Raw genomic sequence first — 2,970 nt, 5'->3', positions numbered from 1 at the left:
GTTCGGGCACCGACGGCCGCGCAGGGGTGCGTTCCGGGCTGCCCATGGCTGCACGGAATGCAGCGTTCATCTTCCGCCGGCGATCGCGGACGGCAAGACGACGAAGAAGCGCCACTGCGGCGAAGGCGCCCAGGAGGGCGGTCACCGGCAGCCAGCCTGAACCGATGCCGAAAAGCCGAAGGGCTCCGGACACCACTGCCGTGAGGAGAGCCAGGAGCCCGGCTACCGCCAGCACCAGCCGCGCCCAACGAATCAGGAATGCCGGGGAGCCCGACGCAGCAATCGGATTCACCCGAGGGGTCCCCGCTTTGCCCGCCCCAGGCCCAGGTGTGCCGCCGGCCGGGTCTGCGCGCTGTGTGTTGATCATGGGTTTCTCCTGCTGCGCCGCCATTTTCATAACCTTCCCCGCATGTGGATCTGCTGGTTCCATGTCAATGACATCCGCCAGGAAGTCGCCTGCAGGCTGCAGCTGGTGGCGTCCGTTCCGGAGAACGTAAGGCGCCACCCACACGATCCAGAGCGCAACAGCAATGACAAGGATCACAGAGCTGCTAAGAGGGAAGTCCACACTCAAAACCGTATGAGGTATATGAGGTGCTGCCCCGCATTGTCAGGGGTGTGTCGCGCGCGCAGCGGCGACTGGCCGGCGTCGGGGCGTCGTGGCTGGTCAGGCGGCTCTCATGGGCCTCAGGACTGGCGGGTTCTCAGCCACCGCGCGAGGAGGCCTTCCGGCACTTCCTCAGCCGTGAGCGCGAAGGTCCGGTGGTCTGCCCATTCACCGTTGATGTGCAGGAACCTGGGCCGGAATCCCTCGTCACGAAACCCGAGTTTTTCCACCACGCGCAGGCTCGGCGCGTTCTCCGGCCTGATGTTGATCTCCATGCGGTGCAGGCCAAGGGTGCCGAAGCAATAGTCGGTCGCCATGGCCACGGCGGTCGGGGCGATCCCCCGGCCGGCCCGTTCCTTGTCGACCCAATAGCCAAGCGTCGCCATCATGGCCGATCCCCAGACGATCGAGGACACCGTCAGCTGCCCCACGATCACCGGCGCCTGATGGCCTGGTGTCCATTCCGCGATGACGAACGGCAGGGCCGTGGCCTGCGCGGCCTGGGCTTTGAGCGAGCGCACCATCTGCCGGTAGTCCGGCAGGCCGCCGCCGGGGACCGGGTTCGATGCCTCCCAGGGGGCCAGCCACTCGCAGTTGCGGGACCTGAGCGCTGTCCACTCCTTGCGGTCCCGGTACCGGATCGGGCGCAACACGATGTCGCCGCTCTCCAAGGTCACCGGCCAGGTGAAGCTGCCCCCCACGGGAGTTATTTGGCGAGGCTGGGGGCCAGGCTGGACGCGAAGCCGGGCAGCCATTCGCGCAGGCCCGGGCCGAGGTCCTCACTGTCGCAGGCGAGCTGGACACAGGCCTTGAGGTAGCTGAGCTTGTCGCCGGTATCGTACCGGCGGCCTTTGAAGACCACACCGTAAACGCCGCCGCCCTCGCAGTCGGACACGGCCAGGGTCTGGAGGGCATCCGTCAGCTGGATCTCCCCGCCACGTCCAGGTTCCGTTTCCTCCAGGACATCGAAGACCTCCGGATGGAGCACGTACCGCCCGATCACGGCCAGGTTGGACGGAGCGTCTTCCACGGCAGGCTTTTCCACGAGGCGGTTCACCCGGACGTAGTCCTCGCCCTCCACCGCGGAGATGTCCGCACAGCCATAGGCGCTGATCTGGGCCGGATCCACTTCGATCAGGGCGACCACCGAACCACCTGTCCTCGCCTGGACCTCGATCATGGTGCTGAGCAGCTCGTCGCGCTCGTCAATAAGGTCATCGCCCAACAGGACGGCAAACGGCTCGTCTCCCACGTGCTGGCGGGCACACAGGACCGCGTGGCCCAACCCCTTCGGGTCGCCCTGGCGGACGTAGTGCACCGGTCCCAGGTTGGAGGCGTGCTGGATCGCCTCCAAGCGGTCCAGATCGCCCTTCAGCTCCAGGGTCCGTTCCAGGACCGGGGCGCGGTCAAAGTGGTCCTCCAGCGCCCGCTTCTGGCGGCCGGTAATCATCAGCAGATCGGTCAGGCCCGCCCTGACGGCCTCCTCCACCACATACTGGATGGCCGGCTGGTCAACCACCGGCAGCATCTCCTTCGGCATTGCCTTGGTGGCAGGCAGGAAGCGTGTGCCCAATCCGGCGGCTGGAATGACGGCTTTTCTGATTGATTTCCCCAAAGTCATAGCTGCACCTTACAAATCAAAGGTGCAAAGTGGTAGTCGGGCCCGCAAGAGAGCCTAAAGACCCTTGAAAACCGGGCTGCGCTTCTCCTGGAAAGCCCGGAAACCCTCGGCGTAGTCCTCGCTCTTGCACAGCCGTGCCTGTTCTGCGTTTTCCTCTTCCATGGCCTCCCACAGCCCCAGCCGCTGGTCCCGGATGTGCGCGACGAGCTCCTTGCTGGCCCGGAACGCACCCGTGGCGCCGGTGGCAACGCTGGCCACAATTGCGCGGGAATTCTGCAGCAGTTCCGCCGCGGGCATGGCCCGGCTGAACAGGCCCTGCGCCACGGCGTCGGCACCGCTCATGAGCTCGGCGGTGTAGATCAGGTCCAGGGTCCGGTGCATGCCGAGGCGTTCGGTGAAATACCAATGCCCGCCGGAATCCAGGGTGGCGCCGAGTTTGGCGAACGGTGAGCCGACCTTGGCATTCTCTGCCACGTAAACCACATCTGTGGCCAGCAGCAGCCCCAGCCCCACGCCGAGGCAGGCGCCCTGGGCGGCGGCGAACGTGGGCGCGGGGAAGGCGCTCATTTTCTTCAGCAGCGGCTGGACGAGCCCGCCGAGGTAGGCCTGCGCGTCATCGCTCTCCGGTGTAACGCCGGCAATGTCACGGCCGGCGCAAAAGGCCCGGCCCTCGCCGCGGAGCAGCAGCGCCCGGACGTCGCCGCGCGCGGCGGCGTCAGCGGCGTCGTCGTACGCCCGGGAC

Annotated in this window: 3 protein-coding genes and 1 pseudogene; all 4 read right to left on the bottom strand. The window is 66.7% G+C overall.

The annotated features are described in order from the left end of the window. Window positions 1-544 (bottom strand): annotated as a pseudogene (locus LQV45_RS23470) (hypothetical protein); the annotation flags it as partial. A 143-nt stretch (window positions 545-687) separates the two neighbouring features. Next, a complete protein-coding gene (locus LQV45_RS23465; protein ID WP_026537630.1) occupies window positions 688-1,308 on the bottom strand; it encodes a GNAT family N-acetyltransferase in 621 nt (206 codons plus the stop codon). 5 nt (window positions 1,309-1,313) lie between these two features. Beyond that, window positions 1,314-2,228 (bottom strand): UTP--glucose-1-phosphate uridylyltransferase GalU, encoded by a 915-nt coding sequence (gene galU, locus LQV45_RS23460; RefSeq protein WP_230009054.1) that lies wholly within the window; start codon window positions 2,226-2,228, stop codon window positions 1,314-1,316. A 54-nt stretch (window positions 2,229-2,282) separates the two neighbouring features. Further along, window positions 2,283-2,970: enoyl-CoA hydratase/isomerase family protein (locus LQV45_RS23455; RefSeq protein WP_230009053.1), on the bottom strand; the 688-nt coding region annotated here is incomplete at its 5' end.

This window comes from Microbacterium sp. Bi128 (assembly GCF_918698205.1).
Note: the sequence above shows the minus strand (reverse complement) of the source record. Positions and strands in the feature narration are given on the sequence as shown.